General features: G+C 68.4%; 21 protein-coding genes and 3 pseudogenes. 10 read left to right on the top strand and 14 right to left on the bottom strand.

The annotated features are described in order from the left end of the window. Positions 1 to 24: 24 nt before the first annotated feature. The 6 genes from ACGFSH_RS32830 to ACGFSH_RS32805 form a co-directional block, all read right to left on the bottom strand. Entirely contained in the window at positions 25 to 777 is a 753-nt protein-coding gene (locus ACGFSH_RS32830; RefSeq protein WP_393354955.1) for an alpha/beta fold hydrolase, read from the bottom strand. Positions 778 to 819: 42 nt separating this feature from the next. After that, positions 820 to 1377: a telomere-protecting terminal protein Tpg gene (gene tpg / locus ACGFSH_RS32825; protein WP_393354953.1), complete on the bottom strand. Its 558-nt coding sequence runs from the start codon at positions 1375 to 1377 to the stop codon at positions 820 to 822. A 3-nt stretch (positions 1378 to 1380) separates the two neighbouring features. Beyond that, positions 1381 to 3564, bottom strand: coding sequence for a telomere-associated protein Tap (gene tap, locus ACGFSH_RS32820; RefSeq protein ID WP_393354951.1), 2184 nt, complete (start codon positions 3562 to 3564; stop codon positions 1381 to 1383). A gap of 57 nt (positions 3565 to 3621) precedes the next feature. Continuing rightward, positions 3622 to 6015 carry a Helicase associated domain protein gene (locus ACGFSH_RS32815; RefSeq protein WP_393354950.1) on the bottom strand — a complete coding sequence of 798 codons (2394 nt, stop codon included), beginning with the start codon at positions 6013 to 6015 and terminating at the stop codon, positions 3622 to 3624. 143 nt (positions 6016 to 6158) lie between these two features. Continuing rightward, positions 6159 to 6542, bottom strand: a complete 384-nt coding sequence (locus tag ACGFSH_RS32810; RefSeq protein ID WP_393354948.1) for a fic family toxin-antitoxin system, toxin component — start codon at positions 6540 to 6542, stop codon at positions 6159 to 6161. Continuing rightward, positions 6539 to 6835: a DUF1778 domain-containing protein gene (locus ACGFSH_RS32805; RefSeq protein ID WP_393354946.1), complete on the bottom strand. Its 297-nt coding sequence runs from the start codon at positions 6833 to 6835 to the stop codon at positions 6539 to 6541. The genes ACGFSH_RS32810 and ACGFSH_RS32805 overlap by 4 nt, the downstream gene beginning before the upstream one ends. Positions 6836 to 6889: 54 nt before the next feature. Here ACGFSH_RS32805 and ACGFSH_RS32800 point away from each other — a divergent pair. Beyond that, positions 6890 to 7078: pseudogene (locus ACGFSH_RS32800) on the top strand (transposase); the annotation flags it as partial. A 288-nt stretch (positions 7079 to 7366) separates the two neighbouring features. Here ACGFSH_RS32800 and ACGFSH_RS32795 read toward each other — a convergent pair. The 3 genes from ACGFSH_RS32795 to ACGFSH_RS32785 form a co-directional block, all read right to left on the bottom strand. Beyond that, positions 7367 to 7738 (bottom strand): hypothetical protein, encoded by a 372-nt coding sequence (locus ACGFSH_RS32795; protein WP_393354944.1) that lies wholly within the window; start codon positions 7736 to 7738, stop codon positions 7367 to 7369. Between the two features lie 230 nt (positions 7739 to 7968). Next, entirely contained in the window at positions 7969 to 8967 is a 999-nt protein-coding gene (locus ACGFSH_RS32790) for a winged helix-turn-helix domain-containing protein (protein ID WP_393354942.1), read from the bottom strand. Between the two features lie 790 nt (positions 8968 to 9757). Further along, a complete protein-coding gene (locus tag ACGFSH_RS32785; protein WP_393354940.1) occupies positions 9758 to 11218 on the bottom strand; it encodes an MFS transporter in 1461 nt (486 codons plus the stop codon). Positions 11219 to 11393: 175 nt separating this feature from the next. Here ACGFSH_RS32785 and ACGFSH_RS32780 point away from each other — a divergent pair, with 175 nt between their 5' ends. After that, positions 11394 to 12044 (top strand): TetR/AcrR family transcriptional regulator, encoded by a 651-nt coding sequence (locus tag ACGFSH_RS32780; protein WP_393355077.1) that lies wholly within the window; start codon positions 11394 to 11396, stop codon positions 12042 to 12044. Positions 12045 to 12121: 77 nt separating this feature from the next. Here the strand turns inward: ACGFSH_RS32780 and ACGFSH_RS32775 are convergent. Further along, positions 12122 to 13428, bottom strand: a pseudogene (locus tag ACGFSH_RS32775) (RHS repeat-associated core domain-containing protein); the annotation flags it as partial. 385 nt (positions 13429 to 13813) lie between these two features. Here ACGFSH_RS32775 and ACGFSH_RS32770 point away from each other — a divergent pair. Continuing rightward, positions 13814 to 14437, top strand: a complete 624-nt coding sequence (locus ACGFSH_RS32770; protein WP_393354938.1) for an HAD family hydrolase — start codon at positions 13814 to 13816, stop codon at positions 14435 to 14437. 80 nt (positions 14438 to 14517) lie between these two features. Here the strand turns inward: ACGFSH_RS32770 and ACGFSH_RS32765 are convergent, their stop codons facing one another. Next, a complete protein-coding gene (locus ACGFSH_RS32765) occupies positions 14518 to 14688 on the bottom strand; it encodes a hypothetical protein (RefSeq protein WP_393354936.1) in 171 nt (56 codons plus the stop codon). A 468-nt stretch (positions 14689 to 15156) separates the two neighbouring features. Between ACGFSH_RS32765 and ACGFSH_RS32760 the strand changes: the two genes are divergently transcribed. After that, complete coding sequence (locus tag ACGFSH_RS32760) at positions 15157 to 15405, top strand: DUF4913 domain-containing protein (RefSeq protein ID WP_393354934.1); 249 nt, start codon at positions 15157 to 15159, stop codon at positions 15403 to 15405. Between the two features lie 491 nt (positions 15406 to 15896). Next, positions 15897 to 16298 (top strand): hypothetical protein, encoded by a 402-nt coding sequence (locus tag ACGFSH_RS32755; protein ID WP_393355075.1) that lies wholly within the window; start codon positions 15897 to 15899, stop codon positions 16296 to 16298. Between the two features lie 11 nt (positions 16299 to 16309). On the opposite strand, the gene ACGFSH_RS32750 is transcribed toward ACGFSH_RS32755, so the two are convergent. Next, complete coding sequence (locus ACGFSH_RS32750; RefSeq protein WP_393354932.1) at positions 16310 to 16582, bottom strand: hypothetical protein; 273 nt, start codon at positions 16580 to 16582, stop codon at positions 16310 to 16312. Between the two features lie 686 nt (positions 16583 to 17268). On the opposite strand from ACGFSH_RS32750, the gene ACGFSH_RS32745 reads away from it, so the two are divergent. Both ACGFSH_RS32745 and ACGFSH_RS32740 read left to right on the top strand, forming a co-directional pair. Next, a complete protein-coding gene (locus tag ACGFSH_RS32745) occupies positions 17269 to 17607 on the top strand; it encodes a DUF6199 family natural product biosynthesis protein (protein ID WP_393354930.1) in 339 nt (112 codons plus the stop codon). Between the two features lie 348 nt (positions 17608 to 17955). After that, entirely contained in the window at positions 17956 to 18369 is a 414-nt protein-coding gene (locus ACGFSH_RS32740; protein WP_393354928.1) for a hypothetical protein, read from the top strand. A gap of 288 nt (positions 18370 to 18657) precedes the next feature. Here the strand turns inward: ACGFSH_RS32740 and ACGFSH_RS32735 are convergent, their stop codons facing one another. Continuing rightward, entirely contained in the window at positions 18658 to 18966 is a 309-nt protein-coding gene (locus ACGFSH_RS32735; RefSeq protein ID WP_393354926.1) for a hypothetical protein, read from the bottom strand. A 257-nt stretch (positions 18967 to 19223) separates the two neighbouring features. Here ACGFSH_RS32735 and ACGFSH_RS32730 point away from each other — a divergent pair, with 257 nt between their 5' ends. The 3 genes from ACGFSH_RS32730 (at position 19224) to ACGFSH_RS32720 (ending at position 22148) form a co-directional block, all read left to right on the top strand. Next, positions 19224 to 20228 carry an alpha/beta hydrolase gene (locus ACGFSH_RS32730; RefSeq protein ID WP_393354924.1) on the top strand — a complete coding sequence of 335 codons (1005 nt, stop codon included), beginning with the start codon at positions 19224 to 19226 and terminating at the stop codon, positions 20226 to 20228. 686 nt (positions 20229 to 20914) lie between these two features. Next, a complete protein-coding gene (locus tag ACGFSH_RS32725) occupies positions 20915 to 21391 on the top strand; it encodes a proteinase inhibitor I36 SMPI (protein WP_393354922.1) in 477 nt (158 codons plus the stop codon). A gap of 538 nt (positions 21392 to 21929) precedes the next feature. Beyond that, positions 21930 to 22148 carry a nuclear transport factor 2 family protein gene (locus ACGFSH_RS32720; RefSeq protein WP_393354920.1) on the top strand — a complete coding sequence of 73 codons (219 nt, stop codon included), beginning with the start codon at positions 21930 to 21932 and terminating at the stop codon, positions 22146 to 22148. Here the strand turns inward: ACGFSH_RS32720 and ACGFSH_RS32715 are convergent. Continuing rightward, positions 22133 to 22500: pseudogene (locus ACGFSH_RS32715) on the bottom strand (DEAD/DEAH box helicase family protein); the annotation flags it as partial. The gene ACGFSH_RS32720 and the pseudogene ACGFSH_RS32715 overlap by 16 nt on opposite strands. Positions 22501 to 23373 lie beyond the last annotated feature (873 nt).

The raw sequence follows: 23373 nt of genomic DNA, 5'->3' as shown, positions 1-23373 counted from the left end.
CGTGTGCCGAAGCGCGCCGAAACGTCACCTCGGGGGGCGAAGAGGAATCTCGTCATCCGTCCGGAGCGACGGCCGTGCGGCCGGGCCGTCTCCGGGCGGCTGCAAGAACCTCATGACCACCTCCACGAACTCCGTCGGCTGGGTGTGGTGGATGAGGTGCCCGGCCGGAATGGTGACGACGCGCCCTCGAGGGACGCGGCGGGCCACCTCGGCGATGCCCTCCTGGGGGACATGGCTTCCCGGACCGCCGGCCACGGCAAGGGTCTCCGCCGTGATCCTGCTGAGATTCCCCAGCCACTCCGGATCAGGCGTGTCGATCTGCCGTCTGACGGCCAGCACCATCTCCCAGTCGAACGTCAGCTTCCCCTCCGGCCTGAGCGGTGTGGACTGCTCGCGGGGTCGTGGCACCGGGACATCCTCCAGGACGAGCCGGTCCACACGCCGCGGATACTCTGCGGCGAACAGATAGGCAACGATCCCGCCCATCGAGTGCCCCATCAGATCCACCCGGTCGAGAGCCAGGGCGTCCAGGAAACCGAGCACGTCGTCCCGCATCAGTTGCAGCGAGTAGTCCCCCGGCCAGTCGCTTCGGCCATGACCGCGAAGATCAAGGGCATGGACCCGTCGGCTGCGGGCCAGGACGGGCGCCACGACACCCCAGTCCGAAGCATCCTCGCCCAGTGCGTGCAACAGGACGAGCGGCGGAGCTTCCGGCGGACCCGAGACCTCATAGGCGAGCCGAATCCCACCGACGTCGACCGAGCGGTGATCAACCATGTCCGTAACCTAGCCGGGGGACCACCCCGGCTCGTCCTGCGGTCAGTAATCGAGGTCGAGGTAGTCGATGTCGTTGAGGGTGACGTCGCTGAGGCCGGAGGCGCGGGTCCCGCCGTCCTGGAAGTACACGTCCTTGAAGCCCTCGGCGATGATCGCGCGCAGCTCCCGGTCGCCGGACCCGGCCTCGCGCGCGTCGAACAGCCGCTGCGCGTAGGGCGGAGGGAGATGCACCGTGAGACGCCGGAACCGCCCGTCGTCGGTGGTCCCGACGGGCGCGGTGTAGCCGAACCTGGCCCTGGTCTCGACGGTGATCCCGCGAGTGGTCGCGGCCTGCTTGCGACGGCGCTTGCGCACCTGCGGCTGCCACCGCCGCCGCACGGCGGCGTCGATACGGTCCGCGATCGCCTGCGGCGGATGCCTGCGTTCACCGGTGCGGTAACGCTCCACCGACCGCTGGCTGATGCCGAGTTCCGCCGCGACGGCCCGGGTCGTCTTGAGCTGCTTGACCAGGAAGTTGATGCGGCCCTTGAGGGTCTTGGGCGGCTGGCGGGTGAAGTGCTCCTGGTCGGCGCGGTCGATGGCGTCGTCGATCTCTGCCACGGGTCACTCGCCTTCGTCGAGGACGGCGTCGCCGCCCTTGATGTGCCGGGCCGGATTGAAGCCCTTCTCCATGAGGTCGACGGCCCACAGCATCGACTGGACGCCCTCCAGCTTGGCCAGACCGGGTGTCGGACCGAGCCGGAACGCACCGGGCTGCGCCTTGCCCGAAGCGGCGTAGGGCAGGAAGTCCAGCGGACTCGGCCCCGGCGACGGGTAGACGACGCAGTCGGACAGAACGGCGAGCGGGAACAGGCCGGTCATCTTGGCCATGTTGGTCAGCTTGCGGTGCATGTTCACCCGGGCCTTGCTGATGACGGCCGCACGGATGTCGGGACGCCAGGTCGGCCGCTGCAACGCCGGCCACCGCTCACCCTGCTGGTACCGCCTGCCCTGAGGACGCTCGCGCAGCTTGCCGATCCCGCCCTTCACGGTCGCCTTGACGGCCGCGAGGACCGCCGCAAGGGCCGGATCGACCTCCTTGTGCCGCTCCATCGCGGCGAGGAACTCACGGTCGTCCAGATCCTTCGTGACGCCGAGGTCGGCGAGGGTGTCGACATAGGCGGTCTTCAGCCGGTCGTGCCACGGATCGAGATAGGCGCCGGTCTCCCGGCGCAGATAGGCCTCCACAGGACGGACGTTGAAACCCAACTCCTGCGCATAAGCCACCGTGTGCGTCTGGTACCAGGCGGGCCCCGTAGGCCGCTCCCCGCTCGGCGTGAACGGCGACGGCAGCCGCGGATCCACCTCCACGTGCGACAGATCCACCAGCCAGGACCCCGGGATCTTCGGATTGAAGGCCGGCGCGCGGAAATGGTCGGGCGCGGACAGACCGACGACCAGACGGGACGCGGCGGCCAGGAACGCGGTGTTGAGGTCGAGACCGACCGCATACGGCAGCGTGCACTCCTCGTCTCCGAGCAGATCCACCGGCCGCACCCACTGATAGGCCTCCTCGTCGAGGAACCCGCCCGTCCACCCGCTGCCCACCACCACGGGATGCTCGGGCGTCGCCTCCGGCGGTGCGGGATCCACCGGCTCCGTCCCCAGCGAACCGGGATTGTGCCCCGCCACCCAGTTCCCGCTCGCCTCGTCGCGCACCGCGCGCGTGGGCGGCCGCAACGCCGTCATCAGCTCCAGACCGGAGACGGCCGTGGAACCGCGCGGCGTGATGACACGCGTGGCGTAGACGGTCAGGGCGCGGGCGATCTCGGCCGGCTCCCGTTCCGCGACACCCGGCCAGGCCCGCTCGTCCAGAGCGCCCCACGACAGGACCGCCAACTGCACACACTGCCGCTCACGGCCCTGCACCTTGCGGTAGATCCTCGGCCAGGGACCGAACCCGCGCTGAGTGAGCCGCCACTTCGCCTTTGCCACCTCCTTGACCACCGGGTGATCCTCCGGCAGCCGCAACGACCGACGCTGCTCGTGGCCTTCCAGGCGCTCGGGGAGACCGAGCTTCACGGCGGCCGACGCGGTGAGCACGATCAGCGGATCGGAGTCCTTGCCGTTGCGGTTCAGCTTCGGTGCGCCGAGCCCCGACTCGCGCAACGTCCACTCCACGAGCTCCACCACGGTCGTCGCGGGACAGTCCAGCACGAGCCCGTCGACGCCGTAGGCGCAGCCGTCGCCGTCGAGGACGGCGAGCGGCCCGTGCGGAAACCGCGGATCGACGGCGGCCGCGTGCTGCGCCGTCCCTTTCGCGGCCGGCCGCCGTACGGTCGTGGCGGAACGCGCGCGCGCCGCCGGTGCGGGAGCCGGGGCCGGTGCGGAGGCCGGCGCGGCAGGAGCCGCGGAGCCGGGGGAGGCCACGGCGCTCCCGGACGCGGCAGCCGGAGGATCCTGGGGGACCTGGGAGCCCTGGGGGACCTGGGAGCCCTTGGGGACCTGAGGGGGCTGGGCGACCGGGGTCGACGTACCCGGCGTGAGGATGCCGGGGGCGGCGGGATACTTCGCCGCCCACCCGTTCAGCAGCCGCTGATAGGCGTCCAGACGCGGCGACTTGGGCTCGCTGCGCCCGTTCTCCCAGTTCTTCACCGACTGGGTCGTCGTCTTCAGCGCGCCGGCGAGGCGGGCCTGCGTGATACCGGCGGCCTCCCGCAGCCGGGCACGTTCCGCCGGCGGCGGCAGATGCGGCTCCTCGTTCAGCAGAGCGTCGACTGAGGCGAACAGTTCTTCCTCGGATGCCATTGCCTTGCACCTTCACATCGGACCCGGTACCGCTTAACCGTAAACTTATCCCATTCCTTAACCTTGCCGTGCCCAGTCCAGCCCCAGCGTGGCGAGCGCGGCGAGTCGGTCCCCGGTGAGTTTCGCGCGCCGCGTCTTGTGATTGGACAGAAACACTCCGAGCCTGACCTCCGTACCGTCGTCCAGCCGCTCGACATGGCTCCTGGGGATCGTCAGGGACCCCTCGCGCATCTTGTACTGGGTGAGGGCGGCGATGCCCCGCTCGAAGGCGGTCATGCCCGGCACGGACGGCTTCACCGTCTTCTGCGCCTGCCGAGCGGCCGGCGCCGTGATGCCCAGCTCCTCGAGCCGCTCCCGCTGCCCCTCCGCCAGGGCAGCCCACACCTCGGGCCTGCGCTGCCGGGCCAGCCACCGCCCGATGTCCATGCCGTGCACGGTGAGCCCCGGCAGGACCTCCGTCGCCCCCTCCTCGTCGCGCACCAGCTCACGCAGCGCGGCGTAATGCCGCTGCCAGTCCGCCGGCCACGCCGGATTCCAGTCCGGGTCCACGGCCTCCAGCGCCGCCCGCCACTCGGGATGCCCGTCCAGAGCCCCAGGCCGGCGCAGGTTGGACAACCACTGACCCACGGGCCGGTCCAGCGCGGCGGCCGAGCGGGGCGCGCACAGCGTCCAGTGCTGCTCGTAGTACGCCTTGGCGGCCTGAAGATTCGCCTGGAACCGCTCGTCGGCAGGCGACCACAGCATGCCGAGCTCCTCCAGCCGCGCCACCCGCCGACCACCCAACTGACCGGCCCCGTAAGCCCTCCGCTGCTCCGCGACCCACTGCCCCAACGGGTACGCGCCCTCCTTGTGCCCGTACGGCACCTGGGCGTGCTGCTCGCGCTCGGCGAACTTCTTCAACGCCGCCCAGCCCCGCGCCCAGTCCTGGCGCTCGGTGTCGATGACGTTGAACGACACCCAGTCCGCGATCATGACCGGATCCCGGGGAGCGGCGAACCGCAACAGCAGACGGGAGTCGTCCTCCCCCTCCCCGGGCGGCGGACCGATGAACAAGGACGGCTGCGCCACGCCCCGCTGCGGCTCCTGCGGGATCGCCAGCAACTCGACCGCCTCCTCGTCGTGCGCCCGCAGCCCCTCCAGCACCTTCACCAGCGGCCGGTACGACCCCGAGGTGAACATGTCCTCCGGCCGCTCGCCCGGCTGAAGGAACACCGGCACGATCAACGAAGCGAGCTTCCCCTGCCCCGGCGTCTGACGCAGCGCCCGACCGATGGCCTGGACGATGTCATGCGGGGCGCCCTTCGGATCCAGCAGAGCGATGCTGTCGACGGCCCTGATGTCGATGCCCTCCCCCAGCACACGGCAGTTGGACAGCACGGCACGCCGCCCCGTGGTGCCGAACGAGCCCAGAACCTTCCGCCGATGCTCGGGCGCGTGCTCCCCGCACAGCCAGTCGGCCCAGATCCGCTCCGGATACTCCCGGGGCCGCTCCGCGTACAGGGCCGCCGCGACCCGCTCCAGCCCCTCGGCACAGGCCTGCGCCTCCATCGTCCGATGATGGAACGTGATGCAGGTCTGCAGATCATGCTGCGCCATGGTGTGCAGCAGCGCGGCCTGCAAGGCCCCCAAGCGCTGCCCGCGGACCTCCTCCGTGCCCCGCTCCAGACTCATCAACCGCTCAGGGGTGACCACCGGATCCTGAAGCTCGACGACGATGATCTGATACCGGGCCAGCAGCCCACGCGACACCGCGGACGCGAGCGACAGCTTGTACAGGACGGGCCCGAAGACCTTCTCGTCGTCCATCGAAGCCGCCATCTCCCGCGGCAGCGGATCACGAACCCCCTCGGGAACCTCCCGCTCCAGGCGCTCCTGCCAGATCCGCGGCGTGGCCGTCAGATACAACCGGCGGTCGGCCGGAACAACGCTCTGATCATGAACGTCCGCCCACGCCTTGCCCATCGACCCACTCGTCCGATGCGCCTCGTCGACCACCACGAGATCCACCGGATCCAGCCGCTGCCCGTAGGCCCCCTCGAAGGCCTCCGCGAGCACGCCCAGCGACGCATAGGTGCCGTACATGGTCACCGGCCCGGAACCGTGCCACAACGCCAGCTGAATCGGATTCGTCGTGGCCCGCACCTTCAGGTTCCACAACTCGGGATCGTCCTGAAGCGAACACACCGCAACCGCCGGCCCCCGGTGCCCCACCTCGTGCCACGCCTTCACCGTCTGCGCCAGCAGATCGAGCGTGGGCACAAGAACAAGAACGCGCCCATGAGGCACCAACCGCCTGGCCGCCGCGGCAGCGATGACGGTCTTCCCGGTCCCGCAAGCAGCGTGCACCTGCCCCCGCAGACCAGCGGAGGGGATCCCACCAGGCGGCACGTCGAGCCCCCGCACGACGGCGGCAACGGCCTCGACCTGATGATCACGCAGTTTCACGGGCATTGCTTTGTGCCCTCCTCGCCCACCGCTCCCGGCCGGTCACCCACGGCTGCCTGCTGCTTTCCTAGAGAAAACACTGTACGCACCAGCTGCCCGCCACTCGGAGCCGAAGGGCGGCCCGTCACCCGTCGGCCGGCTGCCGCGGGTCAGACGGTGGTCCAGTCGCGCAGTCGCCGGGCGATCCGGGCGACGCCGAGCGCTCCGGCGCCTGCGTCGCGCACCAGCGCGACCGCTTCCTTGGGTCCGTAGGTGAGGCTGTGCCCATTGAGGAGCAGGTAGGCCTCGGTCGCGTGCCAGGCGAAGGCCTCGTTGGAGTGCTCCAGGCACGGCAGTTTCGCCAGGGTCTGCAGCAGGGCGGCGGCCTTCAGGCAGGGCGAGCCGTAGATGTCGCGTTCCATCGCCCGGGCGTTGACCCGGGCGGCCGCCGCATACAGCGGCCCCAGATCGTCGACCTGGGGATCGCCGTCGAGCAGCTCGGCGGCGTGCAGCAGGAACGTCACGTCGAGCGGATGGAGTTCGTACTCGCTCACGCGGCGTGGCCCTGCTCCCGCTGCTGAAGCTCCCGCAGCGCCTCCCGCTCGCTCTCCCGCTGCTCCGCGCTCGCGTCGATGCTGCCGGGCTCGGCCGCGAACGCCGCGCCGCTGCGGGCCATGGACGCCTTGAAGCCCTCCAGGAACCGCTGCTCCACCGCGGTCGCCCGCTCGTAGGCGGCCGAGAGGATGTACTCCTGCATGCTCACCCCCGCCTGCTTGGCGGCCGCCGCGATGGCCGTCCGCTGCGCGGGGTCGGGGAAACGCAGATTCATCGCCTTGGGATCCGACATGGCACCAACGGTACCAGCGGTACCGTCCATGGTCGATGCGGGCCGGGACCCCTTTCGCGCGGCATCAAGCCGCTGATCGCCCGACGCGGCGTCGCCCACGGGGTGCGTCGGGTGGTGGAGCGCACTTTCGCCTGGTTGCACCAGTTCAAGCGACGCCGGATCCGCCACGAGCGACGCGCTGGCCTGCATCAGGGCCTGCTCGAACTCGCCTGCAGCATCACCTGCCTCCGACGACTCCGGACCAAAGCTGACGATCAGTCAGTCACCGTGCCGCGTGTCGAGGGGGCGAGCAGCTTGGTGACCATTCCACGGAGGATCAGCTGCTCGACCGGGGTGAGGGGCTTCAGGAGGTCACCGGTGATCTGCGGGACATGTGCTGCCAGGGCGCGGGCTCGGTTTGCACCCGGGACGGTAGGCCGCCGAGCCTTGAGTGCAGCGGGTGGCAGCAGCGGCGCCACCCACTCCTCCTGGTCCCCCAGGCGTTCCCCCTGGCACCGGCCTGCCTGGGCCGTGAGACGGCGGATGCCCAGGTCACCGCGGCCGGTTGAGCGTGATGGAGTTGATGGGGGTGAGGTACGTGTAGGTCCACTCGTCCTGCGCGAGGTGCTCGCCGCAGTTGGTGCCGCCGTAGTTGTTGCACAGGTCCGCGGTGGCGCCGCCGTACTGGTTGTTGAGGACCCAGTGGTACCCGAACTGGTTGCTCAGGTTGTGGGCGCCGTAGCTGGCGTACTGGTTGGTCGGGTGCGGGTTTTCCTGCGGCCAGACGTTTTCGGGCCAGATGCACACATTGCCGGAGAGGCATCCGTACACCGTGCTGTTGCCCGCCGGCGCGGCCTGAGCCGCCCCGCTCATCGTCACCACCGCGGTGGCCGCGGTCGCGAACGCCGCGGCGGCACTGAACATCTTCCGCATGTTTCCCCCTGGTGGGTCTCCTGCGTCGCCGCAGGCTTCGTGCTGACGGGATCAGCCTGGCACGGGGACCTCCAGGGTCGGCACGTTTCGATGGTCCTCGAAACGTTGGGGGATGTCCTCTGTCACCCGCGCAAAGGGATGCCGCAGCGAGAACTCAACAGAACGAGATCAAGATGCAGCCGACCAACCAACAGCGCGGGTTGGCAGGTCCGGTGGCCCCGTCAGGCGAGGGAGCTCTGCCCCAGCAGGGCGATGCCCAGTGAGGTGACGGTGTGGAGGACCGTCTTGCCCTCGTGCCGGGTGGTGATCAGGCGGGCATTGCGCAACACCCTCGCGTGGTGGCTCGCGGTCGCCGGCGAGATGTTCAGGCGGTGGGCCAGCTCCGTAGTGCCGCATCCGCCGACGGTGCCCCTCAGCACCGCGGCCCTGGTACGTCCCAGCAGGTCGTCGAGTGACGGGGCGGTGGACTCGCCGATGCCCTCCCACAGCGCGGTGTCGAGCGAGGCCCCGCTGAGTGTGGGGACGGCCAAAATGGGTGCCCGGGCCGGATCCATCGGCGGATACAGAAGTTCGACATGCTGTGTGGAGAACACTGTCGGCGCGATGACGAGACCCCGCCCGTTCAGATGGATGTCCGCGTCGTGCGGGTGGACCACTTCGAGCACCGGCGGCCGCCAGCGGACCAACGGATCGCAGAGTGTGGTGAGGAGTCGCTCGACCCCACCGTCGGCCATCGTGCCCACGTACGCGGCACGGACCTCGCTCAGATGGGAACGCACCCTGCTCCAGTAGGGGGCGACGGTGATCCTGTGGCAGGCCCTGAGCGCCGCGGCCACCTGGATGCGGGCTTCCCGGTCACCGTCCACCAGGTTCCGGGCCCAGGACCGGTGTGCGGGGTGGAAGTCGATGTTCCCCAGTTCGATGCGCATCAGGGCGCGGGGGGCCGCCATCAGGTTGTCCACCGCCTCGTCGATGGATGCCGTGTCTCCCATCAGGCTCATCGCGTCGAGCAGCGGGCCTCGTTCGGGCATCAACGCGGCAAGCGGGCGGGCCTGTTCGCCCAGCCGTCCACGTACCGATACGTGCCAGCGGCGGAAGGCGAGACCGGTGTCGCGGTCTGCCAACAGCTTCACACTGTCGAACGTCTCCGCTGCCACGCCGATCGTCGTGGCCACGCGAGTACGGGCCAGGTCCTCCGCCGTGAAGTGAATGCGTTTCACCGAGCGCCCCGTCGTCGAGTCACTGTTTGGCCCACAGCAGTCTCAGTCCCGGACGGGAACCAAGCAATGATCAATCTGGCCACAGCCGGTCCGTCCCGGACCTCAAAAAGCCTCACCCGGAGCACGTGGGCCGGCGTCTTCAGATCGTTCAAGCTGCCGGGTACCTCACTGGCCTCAAACGGCGGTGGCACAAACCACCGCCACGGTGATGGCGTCCCGGACTACGGGCCGCGCACCCAGGACTGGTCAGTCCCACTCTGATGCCGACTGGTCGACTCGGTTCACATGGAGCCCCGGATCTGCCTCGTCGGTCATGGCGCCAAGATACGGAGGTTGCCGCAGGCCGTCTCAGGCTTTTGCAGCCGACGTCCCCGACCCGATGAGACCGACCAGAAGACGTTCGCCCCGCTCCGGGCAAGACCCCCTGCTGATCGCTCCGCCATCTGCTCGCCTACGGCCGCGAGTTCCACGGCCGGCGCCTCTACGGACTCGAAGAGGCGTCAGGCCCCGGAGCGCGAAACGCGCCGGGGCCTGACGGTGTCCGGGAGCAGCCGGCGCGTGTGCAGGAGTGTGGCGCAACGACCTCAATCAGCGGGTCGGGGCGGGCGATTGCGCCAACCTGCAGGGTCGGATGCCGTCATTCGGCCGTGGAGGATATTCGCCCTCGATGGTCCCGTCAGGGGCGCAGAAGCCGAAGCACGTGCACACAGGGTTCCATCCATGCGGCCGGGGTGAATGGGCCGGCGTCCGGCCGCCGCAGGCTTGCTCGACCGGTCTCGACCGCGATGGTTCAGGCCTGCTCTTCGACGGAGTGGGAGTCGGTGAGTGTGAGCGCACCGCCTGCCGCGATCAGACCTACGACCACCGCGAGTACGGCGTATGTGACCCGCTCGCCTCGGAAGAAGGACTGCACGAGGTCGCTGCTCCATACGCCCGCGGGCAGTCGGGTCGTGACCAGTGCGGCGATCAGGGTGCCGACGACAGCGGTGCCGACGCTGGTCCCGACCTCTTGGGCGGTGTCGTTGAGGGCGGCGCCGATCGACGTGCGGTTGGCCGGCATCGCGTCGACCAGGGCGATGGCGCAGATCGTCATGACGGTGCGCAGCCCGATCGTCATCACGACCATGGAGACGGCGATGGCGGCGTATCCGTGGTCGACGCCCCAGGCGAGGCCGGCCAGGGCAGTGGCCAGACAGGCCGCGCCGACCAGGCAGGCGACCCGGTGCCCGAACCGCTTGCCGAGCCATTCCGACAGCGGCGTCGCGACGATCATGGTCACGATGATCGGCAGGTTCGCGAGGCCTGCTCGCACGGGGCTCCACCCGTAGGCGTACTGGAAGTGGAGGATCAGCCCGAACATCACGCCGGCCATCGCGATGGACGTGCCGGTCTGGGCGATGGCCGCGCCGCGGACGGTGCCGCTGGAGAAGATCTTGAGGTCCAGCATGGGCGCGGCGCTGCGGCGCTCGTGCCACACGAACGCGACGCCCGCCGCCACGGCGCCGAGGATCGACGTGACGGTGGCAGAGGAAAGCCAGCCGTGCTCGACGCCGCTGGTCAGGGAGTAGCAGGCCAGGCCGATGGTCAGGAGGCTGAGGATGGCGCCCGGCAGGTCGAGCCGGTCCTTGGTCAGGTCCTCGGGCCGGTCGGCGGCCACCCCGAGGCGTACGCCGATGGCCGCGACCAGCGCGATCGGCGCGTTGACGACAAGCAGCCACTCCCAGCGCACATGGGTGAGGGCCGTGCCGCCCAACAGCGGGCCGAGGACGAAGCCGGACATGCCGACGACGATCATCAGGGTCATCGCGCGCATGCGCAGCGCCTGATCGTCGAAGAGCCGGAAGACGAGGGAGTTGGTGATGGGCGCCATGGCGGCGGCGGCGATGCCGAGCCCTGCACGTAGCGCGATGAGCTGCCCCGCGGAGTCGACGGCGACGACGCAGAGGCTGAGCAGCCCGAACACGGCGAGGCCGACGAGCAGCACCCGCCGTCGCCCGAGCCTGTCGGCGAGCGATCCTGCCGTGAGGAGGAGGCCGCCGAAGGTCAGCGAGTAGGCGCCGGTGACCCATTGCAGAGCGGTCGTGCCGCTGCCGAGGTCGCGGCCGATGGTGGGGAGCGCGATCGAGAGCAGCGTGTTGTCGACCATCTCGACGAAGAAGGCCAGGCAGAGCGCGGCCAGGGGGACCCAGGCCGCGCGCAGCGACGGATAGGTCCGGCTTGAAGTTGGAGCGAAATCGGTGGCGGCGGTCATGGCCGGCCCCCCTCCCTGAACGCCGCAACGAACGACGTTCGATTCTGGAACGTGGTTCGATACTAGAACGACGTTCGATACGAGTGCAAGCTGTGATTGGATGGATGCCATGACAGGCCCGCGAACGCTCCCCTCCAAAGGCTCTCCCCGTGGGCGTAAGCGTGCTTCGCACTCGCTGGAGGCTGTCCTCGGCGCAGCCGTGGCCCTGCTCGACGAGGCGGGCGCACCGGCACTGACCTTCCGCGCGCTCGCCGCCCGTCTCGGCACCGGCGTCGGCACCATCTACTGGTACGTCTCCAACAAGGACGAACTGCTCGACCGCGCCACCGACCACGCGATCGGGGAGGCCCTGGCCCTCGTCGAGGGGCATCCGGAGAGCGACGACCCGATCGCCGACCTCCGTGCCATGGCCATCACGCTGTTCGACGCGATCGTCGACCGGCCCTGGCTGACGGCGTATTTCATGCGCAATACCGACGTGCAGGGCAACTCGCTACGGCTGTACGAGAAGCTCGGCCAGCAGACCCTGCGCCTCGACCTCACGCCGCGGCAGCGTTTCCACGCAGTGTCGGCGATCACGGGCGTGGTCATCGGCACAGCCGCCGACCTGGGCGCGGAGATCCCTCAGGAAGTGCTCGACGGCCACATGGACCGCGACGCGTACCTAGACCGCTTCGTCGAGCAGTGGCGGTCGCTCGACAGCGTCGAATTTCCGTTCGTGCACCAGATCGCCGACGAATTCGCGGGGCACGACGACAGGGACCAGTTTGTCGCCGCACTGGAGCTGACTTTGTCAGGCCTCCGCCTTCAGGCCGGAACCAAGTGACCCAAAAGCTCGCTGTGCCGCCGTCCGCGCGCCGGCCCGACCATTAACCTGCACCCGGCCGTCGAGCAGCGGCAAAAGCCTATGGCGGCGCCTCGGTCGTTTCCGAAGGGTGTCGTGTAGCGCTTGGTGAAGGTTTGGCCGGCGTCCGGGTTCAGGGCAAGCGATGAGGTGTTGTGCTGATCGCCCGTCAGGTAGCTGAGCTTGTTGGCTCCCGACTGGTTGGTCCGGACGGCCGCCGTGACAGCGCCGGCGGCGTAGTACCGCTGGGCCCACGTGGTGCCGTTGGCCCGCAGGTGCAGTTCGGTGGAGCCGGCGTAGAGGACGCGCTCGCCGCTCTCCGTGTTGCGGATCAGCAGGTTGCCGTCGGCGGAGTACAGGTAGTCGGTCGACGTCCCGTTCTCCGTGAGCTTGCTCAGCTTGTCCTCGGCCGACCAGTCCAGGGTCTGCAATCGGCCTTGGTCGTAGTGCCGGTCAGGGTGTGGGGTTGTGTGGTGCTGGTGTAGCAGTAGGTCGTCGTCGCGTTCCCGCTGCTCTTGTGGACCGTCTCACTGGTCCGCTGGCCCGCGGTGTTGTATTCGTAGCTCGACCAGTACGGGGCTGGCCCGGAAAGGCTCGATGCACTCCGGGTGTCGGAGCATTTTTGCGAGGCGGGCGTCCAGGCCTCGGTCAGGCGCTGATAGCCGTCGTAGGCGAAGCACTGTGTGTCGGCTGAGCTGCTTCCGCCCAGTAGGGTCGGGTCGCTGATCGCGGTGACGTTGCCGGTCTCGTCGTAGGTGTAGTTGAGATCTTGCAGCATGTAGCCGTGGGTCTGGTCGGTCACGTGGCTGCGGGTCTGGCGGCCGGTGCCTTCCTCGAAGTCGTTGGCGATGTAGATGTTCTTGCTGTCGGAACCGCCCGTGCCCAGCGTCAGGAGCTGGGGCTGGGCGAGTGCCGAGTAGTCCACGTCCAGCAGGTAGCCGGTCGCGCCGGCGATCGAGGTCAAGGCGCCCACGGCGTTGTAGTCGTAGTCCACGCGCTCGGCCGGCAGCCCGCCCAGTGCGGGGTCTTTCGTCTGCTTGAGGGTGCCGTCGATGTTGTAGTACGTCTCGTACGCCAGCGTGGCTGGTGAGCCGGCCTTCACGAACGGGTCGCTCTGCGGCAGGTCCAGCTGGGTGGCGGTCGCCCGGCCCAGGTCGTCGTAGGCCGTGATGGTCTGCTTGTAGGTCGCGCCCGCTTTGCCGCCCACATACCGGGTGGAGGAGCTGGGCTCACCCTTGAGGGGGGCGTCATAGGTGAAGCCCGCGAGCTGTGTTGCGTCGGTCTTGGAGCCTTGCCAGGTGCCGGTGACGCGGCCGAGCTCGTCATAGCCGGTTAGCACCGACTCGTTCCGTGAGTCCGTGGACTCAGCATGTTGTGCCGCTTGGCGGCGGCGACCAGCGGCTCCCTGGCCGCCTTGATGACGTTGGTTGCGTTCTCTGTCAAGTTGTTGTGTTCAGTCTTCGGCTGCCCTGTCCTGTGCGGGTGATCGCTGCGGCGGGCAGGTGGCCCGAAGCGACGCGGAGGACTTGATCGGCCGGGAAGCCGATCTGCGTTGCATTTCGCATGGCCAAAGGTGTGGAACAGACGCCGCGAGTCCAGCGGAATGGCGTGGCGGCTTTCAACAGGACTGTCACAAGTGTGCCCGCTTCTTGACCTTGCCCCGGGGTGAAGGCCAACGGTGTGCAGGGACCACATGAGCGAACTGCGTGCGTGCCTGTGGCTCGACCACGCAATGAACGAGGGGGAATCCGTTGGATTCACGCTGCGTCATTCTCGATATCGGTGGCGTACTGGAGATCACTCCCGAGACAGGGTGGGTTGGACGCTGGGAAAAGCGGCTCGGGCTGTCGGCGGGTTCTGTGCACCAACGACTCGGAGATATGTGGCAGGCGGGAAGCGTCGGGTCGGTCAGTGAGCGTGAGGTGCACGACCAGGTGGCTGCCCGCCTCCGTCTCGATGCGGCTGGTGTGGAAGCCTTCATGGCCGATCTATGGGCCGAGTACCTGGGCGCGCCGAATGACGAGCTGATCACGTATGTGCAGGGTCTGCGCGCGCGTTGCAAGCTGGGCATCCTGAGCAACAGCTTCGTCGGTGCCCGTGAGCGGGAGATCACCGCGTACAACTTCGACAAGCTGGTCGATCAGATCGTCTACTCTCACGAGATCGGGGTGTGCAAGCCCGACCCACATGCCTTCGATGTGACCTGCACCAAGCTGGGAGTGCGCCCAGAGGACTGCCTCTTCATCGATGACGTCGCGGTCAACGTCGAGGCGGCCCGGAATACCGGCATGCAGGCGCACTTGTTCGAGGACAACGCGGGGACCATCGCGCGCATCGCGGAACACCTGAACGAAGCGGCTTCGTTCTCCGTCTGAACTCGACTGGCCTGGCAGTTACTCGCCGATCGGAAGCGCCACCAGCCGAGGGCCAGACCTGTGCCACGCTCCGCCGGACGCTACTCGGTGCGCAGCGCCGTGGCCGTACGTGCCCTGGCGGCCCAGCCCGCCGGGATCAGCGCGCCCAGCATCGCGATCACGACCCCGCCGAGCCCCAGCAAGAGCAGCTGGAAAGGCCCGTACACATCGAGGACAAACGACGGCAGGCTGGTGCCCACGGCACGCCCCATCCGGCGTGATCGGCGGGCTGCTCGGCGTCCCTGCGGGGTACGCGCTGCACCACGTCGTCATGCCAGCCCCGAGGAAGGCGGACACAGCAGTTGCCGAGTTAACCCAGTAGTCGCCGACCGCCCTGGCGGCGCGGGTCAGTCCGAGCAGGGCGGCGAAGACGGCGGGACGATGCATGCTGGAGGTCTCCTGATCTCACAGAGGGTGAGGGAGCGGGGTGGCCGGCCCTTTGCCGATGCGCGGCCACCCGGCGGTCCGACCCGGGCCGGTGTGGCCGGGGTCGGATAGTTCAGAACAGGGGCTCGTTGTCCGGTCAGGCCGGGACGGGCAGGAGCCGGACACGACGGGCGAGGAGAGCGCCACCGCCGACGGCGCTCTGGCCGGCGAGGAGACGGACGCCGACGACGGCGACGAGGGCTACCCGCCCTTCATCCTGCTGCTCGACTCCCCGCAGTACGACGAGGAACTACGTGCCCCTGACCGAATGGGTCGAAGGCGTCCTCATACCCGGCTACCTCGCCGAACCCTCCGCCGACGCCCGCTGGTGCCACCTGTGGTTCGACGACCCCGTCGCCGTCGCCCGCCTGCACGCCTGCTGGCTCGCCTGGCAGGAACTCACCGACCCCGCCACCTGCGGATACACCGGCCCCAGCGTCTGGCACCGCGACCACCTCGACCCCTGCCTGCGCGAACTGCGGGCCTCCACCGGCCCCTTCTAGGGCTGCACCAAGGGCGAGAACCAGATCAACCACCGACTCCCCGGACTCGTGCCCAGCGCCTGGCGAAGCCCGCAGAGCGGGACTTGACGATGCGGTACACGTCCTCCAGGGCAACGCAGTGAGCTCCGGCAGCGGACAGCTGCCGGGGCCTGGTGCTGCCCATCGCGCTGTTACCCCGTCTGAACTGGGCAAGTGCCTGAAATTCGCCCTCAAATGAGGGCCCAAGAGTAGAAGCGGGCACCCCAGTGCCCAACCGGCGGCGGCTCGGTGGCCGTGCCTTCCCCACCTCGTCCTCGACGGTAGGAGCGGGTCCCCCGACATCGCGGTCCCGCACTGGCATCCCGCCTGAGCCGCACGTGTCTAACAAGCGATGAGACAGCGGTCAGGACAGCGGGGTTAGTGGCACCCGTCGATCTAGGCCCGCATGTTCAGGAGTCGCGTCTTCGCCGTAGCTGTCGGCCGATCGTCACCCTGTGTCGGTGCTCTGCGGCATGATGATCGGCGTGGACACCGAGATACTGATAGACGTCTGGCAGCGGGTTCTCGCCGACCCTCGCAAGTCGTGGGTGCTGTTCGAGCACGGCACCTGTGTCGTGCTGACCGCTCCGGAAGGGGAGCTTGCTGAACAGGCAACCGACCTCCTGAAGAAGTTCGGCCCGGCGCATGCCGGATCTTCGGCAGGAGACTTTGGGGTGATCGACCTCAAGGACGTGGAGGGATGGGTCGTCACCGGGCATCACAACGACGTCCTTACCTATGTCGGCCCCGATGAGCCTCAGGATCAGTCGCAGATCGCTGTCGGGCTGTTCGGACGTTCCAAGCGGCACAGGGACGGCACCGAGCTTCACGTCGTCCACGTTGAGGACAAGCGAGGTTCGGTGGCCCCAGCGTAAGTAGCCGCGCTTCACCGCTGGTGGACGCCTGGGGTGTATCGCCTCCAGGTCCCGCCGGCTTCGGTGACCAGGCGGGTGGCGGTCTTGTCGTGATAGCCGAGTGTCTTCGCGATGACGGGGGCTGGGGCCTGGAGGACGAGCCGGCGGATCGCCGAGGTCCTGCCGCGCTGCGGCGGGACGCCGATCTCACTCAGGTGGGCTTGGAAGGCTCTCGGTGTGCCAGGCGTCACCTGCTCGACGAAGGAGTCACCCAGTCCAGCATGGCCACCGGTCTGGGCATGCACCGCTCCTACCTCAACACCAAGATCAAATCCTTCGGGGAAACCGCCGCTGGCCGCACCGGCGCACACGATAGGCACCCACCTCCCGCCAGAGGGCTCCGCTCATGCCGCGAAGCTGCGGGCCTCCACCTGCAGCCGGGCACCGGGGGATGCCGTGCTGGCCCGGTAGAGCCCGAACGTCGGCATCCCCCGACGCTCAGGTCAGCACGAGGAGACGGACGCGTGGACCAGGCTGAGCAGCTCGCGGACCAGGCCGCCGGCCAGCAGGCGGGGGCGGCGTAGAACGCTGCCTGCCCCAGGCCCTGGACCAGACGACGGCGGGCGCGTCGTCGCTTCAGAGCAGGACGGTGCGTACGGTGGGACATGACGCTCTCCAATCAGGGGATGAGTCGGCTGCCCCGCAGCCGGGGCCCGCTTCGTCGTGCGTCCGCGCCGCAGTGGTGCACCAAGGTGCAGCACCTACGGCAGGGGGGTGGTCAGGTCGGCTGCTCGACCACGGTGTTGCGCCGGTTGTCCCAGCGCGTGCAGTGCGAGGTGGTCCGGTCGTCGGTCAGCCACCGGACGGTGATCTGCCACGACGGCCAGGTCCCCAGCGGGCGGTCCCGCTCGATGTCGCTAGGCGGCGCCGTTCGCGCCGACGCGGTAGCGGCCGCCGTTGCTCCTGGAGACGCAGCCGGAAGGACCGCGGAATGGCGGAGAAGCGCAGCGAGTCCGCCGAAGGGAGCGTCGTCCGTTATCTGAGGCGGTGTCAGGGCATTCGGAGATGCATGAATCGTGATGCGGTATTGCAGGCCGCCTCCGGTGGCGGCAGTCCAGTTTTCATCCCGATCTTGTGTGCCTTGCTGGCCATGGGGCTGGTTCAAGTCGTACGTCCGCAGCTGCTGTGGAAGATGAATAGGAACCTGCAGCGGGGATGGGTGAAGGACCCGGACGCGACCGAGCCCACCAGCAAGGGATACGCCATGCAGCGGGTGACGGGGCTGCTCTTCCTGGCGGTCGCCACATGGATGCTGGTGCAGCAGATCTGACCGGAAGCCAGACGCCCCGCGGGCCTGCACCGGGGGAGAGTAGGCCGCTTTGGCGGCAGAGTTGCGGGCAAAGCGACCAGGGATGGGAGGCGCATATGGAGCAACGCCCGGATTCTCGTGTTCCACCGTCATGGACGAGGCCGGGTAACCGGTGGGGACCGCGGTTGTACTGGCCGATGCTGTGCCTGAGTATCGGCCTGCTGGTGTGGCGGGTGATCGATGGTGACAGTGCGGTGCGCATCGTGGTGGCAGCCGGCCTGGTCCTGATGTGGATCTGCCTCATAGCCGCCAACCGGGCTGCACGGCGCAAGCAGGCCAGCCGAGTCTTGTACGGGAAGACGAGGGGGGATGGCGGTGGAAGCGGTGAAGTGGTCGGTGGATCGTGAGCGCTTGTCCCGGTGGGTTCCTGAGGGTGAGCGGATGACGGCCGGTTGCGCGGTGACGTACGGGCGCACGCTGTGGGGCCTGATCCCGCGGCGTGCCTCGCTTCTGTTGACCGACCGCCGGGTACGAGTACTACGCCACCGGGGCAATGACCTCCGGTACGCCATACGCGGTGTCTGGTTCGAAATGATGCACGGCGAGGCCGTGGCGGTGTGCAGGAATCCGCAGGTGCGAGTGGAGTTCGACAAGGGGCAGGAGATCGAACTGCGCCGGCACGGTGGCGGGGTGGAGCGTCTGCGGATCAGCCAGTGGGATGCGGTGCATGCCGAGGCCCTGTACGCGGCGTTCCCTGGCGAGGGCAGCGATCCGCAGTCCTGAACACTGCCGTGAGAGCCGGGGCGCGCACTGGGCCGGACCGCTCAGGCCGGTGGCCTGCTTCGTCTGCGCCCCCAGAGCCCTCCTTGTTGCCGCTCGGGCCGAAGGCCCGTGGCCAGGCACCGCGCAGCGGGTCCGGCCTTGGTGGCGCGCAGCGCCACAGGGTGTTGCCGGTACCGTACGTGCGGCGGCCGCACCCGGGGTCGGGGCAGCGCCAGATGCTCTCGCCGTCGACCGTCATGAGAACGGTCTCGGTCGAGCACTCCGGGCACGGCGGGGTGCTGGTCGTCGTCATCCCTGCCCTCCGGTCAGCCGCTCCACGGCGGCGGCGAGTTCGCCGCGCTCGGCGGCCTCGTCCGCCTCGGTCAGTCGTCGCAGGGCGTCCGCCACGGTGACCTTCGGGTCGACGCGGGCGGCCTCGGTGAGCGGCTGGTTCAGCGCCTCGTAGCCGGTGGTGTAGCCCTCGTGGTAGCGGCAGAGCCCGTCCGCCACTTCGTCGCAGGCCGGGCAGTTCTCCCAGTCGGCGGCGTCGTACGGCTCGATCTCCATGGGCACGTCGGCGGTGGCGGGCAGCTCCAGCGCGGCGTGCGGCCGGGCCACGCCGAGGACACGCTGAGATCAGTCCTAGGGCAGGGCGCGCACCTTCATGGCCTGCGAAGGCTTTTTCTTCCGGCCACGTCCGCTGAACCCCCTCCTGAGCGATCAAGGTTCGGGACGCCGTTCGAGGCCGGAAGAAAAGAACAAGCTCAGAACCACCCCCACACCCCAACTGACACCAGGGCTGAGTACTTGCTACGCGACCGGCGAGATGTGGAAATCGAATGACGCGAAGGGAACAGGGGCGCTACCGTCCGCGCATGGATCTTGAACCTGGTCAGGCCGTGCCCGCCGTTCCCGTTCCCCTCGATGTCGAGGTTCAGGTCGCCTATGACGCCTACCTGGCGGAGGAACCGGACTTGGTGCCGATGAGCCTTGAGAAGCTGTCGGTGATCCGCGCGGGGGTCGACGTCGCAGTGGCAGCGCTCGAGGACCTCAGCCATGGTGGACGCTTCGTCGTCTCCCAGCCTTCGGTGCCTGGACTGGACGACGCCCCCGAGATCCCGCTGCTCGTGTGCACGCCCTCCGGCGCGGCGCCCGCATCGCGGCCTGCGCTCTACTTCATCCACGGCGGCGGCTTCTACTGCAGCGATCACCGCATCGGGCTCGACCAGATACTCGACACGGCCGAGCAGCTCGGGGCCACGCTGATCTCGGTCGGCTACCGGCTTGCGCCCGAGCACCCCTACCCCGCCCAGATCAACGACGCGTACGCCGGCCTGCTGTGGGTCGTCGACCACGCGGACGAGCTCGGCATCGACCCCGAGCGCATCATCGTCACGGGCCCCAGCGCCGGCGGCGGCCTCAGCGCCGCGCTCGCCCTGTACGTACGCGACAAGGGCGGTCCCCGCCTGCTCGGCCAACTGCTGACTGCCCCCCTGCTCGACGACCGCAACGACAGCGCCTCGGCCCTGCAGATGGACGACGTCGAACTCTTCGACCGCAGCCACAACCGGTTCGCCTGGAGCTCGCTGCTCGGCGACGCCCAGGGCGGAGCTGACGTGCCGCAGTACGCCGCGCCCGCCCGCGCCGCCGACCTGACCGGCCTGCCGCCCACGTTCCTCGACGTCGGCTCCGCCGAGTGCCTGCGCGACGAGATCCTCGCCTACGCCGACCGGATCTGGCAGGCCGGCGGCAAAGCCGAGCTGCACGTGTGGCCCGGCGGAATCCACTCCTTCGACCGGAAAGCCCCCGAGGCGCGGATCAGCAAGGCCGCCGTCGCGGCACGCCGCAACTGGATCGAGCGCCTTCTCGCCACCAACTGACGGCCGAAATCAAGATCCGGACTGGCCCGGTGAACGCGTCAGGCTAGAGCTTCCGCTACCTGCCGGTGCCCCGCGCGGCGCCCGAACCAGGACGGCGCCCGCTGACCCTCCTCAGCTTGGTCTGTTTCTTCCGGCCTCGAACGGCGTCCCGAACGGGAGGGATTCGGTGAAGGTGGTGCCCGATGGTCGATACCGGCGCCGGGAGTCAGGCTGGTTAGATAGGCGTCGCGGTCGGCGTCAGCCAGGTGGGCGAGGCACGCTGTGGGGCCGGGGACGTGGATGCCGCGGCAACCGACGGGGTCGGCAGCAGGGTCTGCACCGTGTGTGCAGTGCGGCCAGGCTGGCGGTTCGGATGTGCCCATGTTGTGGCAGCTCCACGGTGTCCCGGTGTCACGGTGCCCGTGGGGACGCACCGGGGGCCGGGAACGGTTCAGATGGATGCTGTGAGAACCCCTCGCCGCCCTCTGGGCACCGGTCCCCGCCCCCACGCCCCCCTCACCCACGAGGGCCCCGTGGCAACCCCCATGTGCGCCCCTAAAGCTGGCGATCACTTTGGTCAGGATTTTTCAGCCACGCGCCTCAGTCAACTTGACCAAGATCCGCCCATCTACAGATCACTCTGAGGCGTCCTCTAGGCAGAGGCCTGGGTACTCCATCCAGGCGCGCTGAACAGAGAGTGGGACCACATGACCATGAAGCTCCATCGGGAAGCAGCGACGGTCACTTCGATACCTGGACCGGCTGGTACAGCTGCCGGATCCTGGAAGAGAGGTGCCATGGTGCTCGCATCGATGGCGCTCATGGCAGGAGGCGCGCTTGCAACGGCGAGTCCGGCCTCGGCAGCTACCGGTGGGTGCGCGGATGGCAACCTCTGCCTGTACGCCGGCACGCAGTTCAACGTGCCCAAGCTCACGACCGGGAAGACTTACGAGTGCTTCCAGCTCGCGCACTACCGACTGGACGGCAACCCCTACTACATCTATTCGTATGTGAACAACTCACCAGTGAAGGCCGATCTGTATTCGGGGACTTCAACCCTCGACGTCTTCGAGTACACGGGAACCATCGGCTCCGGGAAGTTCAGCAGCAACACGCAGCAGAACTTCAATGGTGCGGACCTCATCTGCACTGGCGGGCGGGCCCCCTACTGGAGCCAGGCGTAGGACTCTCCTGCTAACCATGCCTGTCGCCACGTCACGCAGATCTGCAAGTGAGCGTCGGGCACGGAAGAGCGGCAGCTCGGGCCCTTCAGTGGTGTCCGGGCTGCCGCGCATCACCCGAAAGTGGGTAACAGCCGACGTCCCTACCGACAGACCTGGAGCCCGTCTGCGCTGCCTGGCCGGGCACAGAGGGCTCGGTGGCTGAAGCAGCGGGGTAGGCGCCCAGGACGGCCGCGAGCCGCGAGCCCAGTGGCAGAACGGGGTCACGTCTCGGGGGCTTTCCGTCCGCTTCCAGGCCTGCTGGCCAGATTCCACGACTACCGCCTCGCTAAGGGCTGTCCCGTAAACCGTGCTGCTGCTGACGGTGACAGGGCGCAGGTGGAGAAGTCGGTGGCAGGCCGAGGCCCGGTAAGGGACGATCACGACGTACACGGCCCTGCTCTACCGGACGCGCCCGAACGCGTTGAACGGTGTTGTGCCCTGCTGACGTCGGATCGATGCTCTGCTTGGCGCTTTCCCCGCCGGGCTGGAGAGAACGCGTGTGTCGCTCGCTCTTGAAGATCGCTTGGCCATCATCGAACTGGTCTCGTTGCACGGTCCCCTCGTTGACGACGGAAGCCTTGACCGGTTGGACGAGCTGTTCACCACCGACGTGGTCTACGACCTCACCGGCTTCGGCCAGAAGCCGCTGTCCGGGGTGGCAGCCATCCGAGAAGCGGCATGGGCGCTGGGAGCGGCCAACCCTGTGGCCGGCCCCTGACCGTGCCACAGTGCCAACTGGATCGGGTTCGTCGTGGAGCGCACCTTCACCACCACAACTGCGGATCGTCTTGAAGCGAACACACCGCAACCGCTGGCCCCTTGTGCCCGGCGTCGTGCCACGCCCTCACCGTCTGCGCCAGAAGGTCCAGCGTCGGCACCAGGACAAGAACGCGCCCCTTGGGCACAAGACGCTTCGCCGACACCGCGGCCATAATCGTCTTCCCCGTGCCACACGCCGCGTGCACCTGCCCACGCAGACCGTCGACGAGGATACCGGCCGGCGGAATATCGAGGCCGCGTACGATAGAACTCACGGCCTCGATCTGGTGGTCGCGCAGTTTCACAGTCATGTATCGAAGCCTTCTTTTGCGAAAGAATTCGACGACTAATCCTGAAGGAACCCTCCGCGTGACGAGAGGGACGGGGATGTGGTGTCTGACCCCAAACACTACACAGCGCATCACTATGATGCATCATCTTCGCCACCTTCCCACACCCGGAAGCCGATGCAGTGGAACGTCACCCCCGAACACTCGGTTCGCCGACGCACCGTGGACACGGGTGAAACTCGGCCAGACGACCCATCCCCGCCTCCCCCAGAAACGCCAACTCCGATACCCGGTATGGACGTTGCAGGGCGGCAGTCGCGGGCAGTCGGTGCACAGGAGGGAGGACCTATGAGGCAACACTCCAGTCCGCGCACGCCGCCGTTATGGGCCAGGCCAGGCAACCGGTGGACACCGTGGGTTTTCTGGCCGCTGCTCTGCTGGAGCATCGCTTTACTGGTGTGGCGGCTGATCGACGGTGCCAGCGCGGTTCACATCGTGGTGACGGCCGGCCTGGCCCTGCTGTTCGGCTGCCTGTTGGCGGCCAACCGAGCTGCGAGGCGCAAACAGGACAGGCTCTGAACCACTGCCGATGTGACTGTGGCCTGGTCGGCCACAACACCCGGCCCTGCAGGCGTTGTGGCCGACCAGGCCACTCAAGCGGAAGAGAAGCAGACTCCTACCAGCCAGCCCGGCGAAGCCGGTTGGGCGGGAGCGCAGCGGACGTCCCGGCACCCGCGCTTGCGCGGGTGCCCACGATTCGCGCTTGCGCGAATCACCCTGCCCTGAATTTCGCTTGCGGAATTCCATACCCCCGCTTGCGGGGGAATTCGAATTGCGCTTGCGCAATTCGTCTCTTTATGCCCCGGCTTGCCGGGGCATAACCCGCTCCGCGGG

It is taken from the genome of Streptomyces sp. NPDC048481 (assembly GCF_043200075.1).
In the GTDB taxonomy this organism is placed as follows: Bacteria; Actinomycetota; Actinomycetes; order Streptomycetales; family Streptomycetaceae; genus Streptomyces.
This window is presented reverse-complemented; position numbering and strand designations above follow the sequence as displayed.

Excerpts from the sequence above, each read along its gene's own strand:
- ACGFSH_RS32725 (WP_393354922.1), top strand. The coding sequence starts at position 20,915 with ATGACCATGAAGCTCCATCGGGAAGCAGCGACGGTCACTTCGATACCT.
- ACGFSH_RS32730 (WP_393354924.1), top strand. The coding sequence starts at position 19,224 with ATGGATCTTGAACCTGGTCAGGCCGTGCCCGCCGTTCCCGTTCCCCTC.
- ACGFSH_RS32785 (WP_393354940.1), bottom strand. The coding sequence starts at position 11,218 with ATGACCGCCGCCACCGATTTCGCTCCAACTTCAAGCCGGACCTATCCG.
- tap (WP_393354951.1), bottom strand. The coding sequence starts at position 3,564 with ATGGCATCCGAGGAAGAACTGTTCGCCTCAGTCGACGCTCTGCTGAAC.
- ACGFSH_RS32830 (WP_393354955.1), bottom strand. The coding sequence starts at position 777 with ATGGTTGATCACCGCTCGGTCGACGTCGGTGGGATTCGGCTCGCCTAT.
- ACGFSH_RS32740 (WP_393354928.1), top strand. The coding sequence starts at position 17,956 with ATGGCGGTGGAAGCGGTGAAGTGGTCGGTGGATCGTGAGCGCTTGTCC.
- ACGFSH_RS32755 (WP_393355075.1), top strand. The coding sequence starts at position 15,897 with ATGATGATCGGCGTGGACACCGAGATACTGATAGACGTCTGGCAGCGG.
- ACGFSH_RS32795 (WP_393354944.1), bottom strand. The coding sequence starts at position 7,738 with ATGTTCAGTGCCGCCGCGGCGTTCGCGACCGCGGCCACCGCGGTGGTG.
- ACGFSH_RS32805 (WP_393354946.1), bottom strand. The coding sequence starts at position 6,835 with ATGTCGGATCCCAAGGCGATGAATCTGCGTTTCCCCGACCCCGCGCAG.
- ACGFSH_RS32815 (WP_393354950.1), bottom strand. The coding sequence starts at position 6,015 with ATGCCCGTGAAACTGCGTGATCATCAGGTCGAGGCCGTTGCCGCCGTC.
- ACGFSH_RS32745 (WP_393354930.1), top strand. The coding sequence starts at position 17,269 with ATGGCGGAGAAGCGCAGCGAGTCCGCCGAAGGGAGCGTCGTCCGTTAT.
- ACGFSH_RS32765 (WP_393354936.1), bottom strand. The coding sequence starts at position 14,688 with ATGGGGCGTGCCGTGGGCACCAGCCTGCCGTCGTTTGTCCTCGATGTG.